The sequence below is a fragment of the Pseudoalteromonas sp. SR41-7 genome, assembly GCF_014163935.1.
Lineage (GTDB): Bacteria > Pseudomonadota > Gammaproteobacteria > Enterobacterales > Alteromonadaceae > Pseudoalteromonas > Pseudoalteromonas distincta.
Window position 1 is genome coordinate 1 of record NZ_JACJEF010000035.1, and the last position, 768, is coordinate 768.

Below are 768 nucleotides of genomic sequence, written 5' to 3' on the forward strand. Positions count from 1 at the left end.
GCAAACAGGCTGGTTGTTGCCAAAGCCACGTTTAATGGCACTGACTTTTCAAAGCCTAACGTTATTTATAAAGTAGCGACTGATAAAAACACACCGCAACATTACGCAGGACGCGCCCTTGTCTTACCCGACAATACATTATTAGTTTCAACGGGCGATGGGTTTGACTTTAGAGAGCAAGCACAAGTTATCACCAGCCAACTTGGTAAAATATTACGTATAAACCTAGATGGCACCATTCCAACAGATAACCCATTTATTTATCATAAAAACCTAAATGCACATGCTGTCTACTCACTTGGTCATCGTAACCCTCAAGGCTTAGTTTATGATTACGATACGCAGCAAATTGTTAGCAACGAACACGGCCCTGCAGGCGGTGACGAGCTAAACTACTTAACCGCTGGCACTAATTACGGATGGCCGGTAATCACCTACGGTAAAGATTACTCGCAAGCGCGTATTTCACCCTTTACCGAATATAAAGGCATGCAAAAACCAAGTGTTAATTGGACGCCATCAATAGCGCCATCAGGCATGGCGTATTACGGCTCTAAACATGCAGCTTTTCCTTCATTGCAACAACATGTACTAATCACAACACTAGTCGATAAAAAGCTGTACAGCGTTAATCTGGACAGTGGTGAATTTACGCAGTCTCACGTGTTTCCCAAGGCCGCAGGCAGGTTAAGAGATGTGCTTATAACTGATAAAGGTAACGTCGCGGTATTAACAGACGGTAAAGAGGCAAAGCTAATGTTGATGACA

At 43.4% G+C, this 768-nt stretch carries 1 protein-coding gene; it reads left to right on the forward strand.

Annotated features, from left to right (window positions below):
• A partial coding sequence (locus H5092_RS20375; protein ID WP_182734870.1) for a PQQ-dependent sugar dehydrogenase occupies nt 1-768 on the forward strand: 768 nt, incomplete at both ends.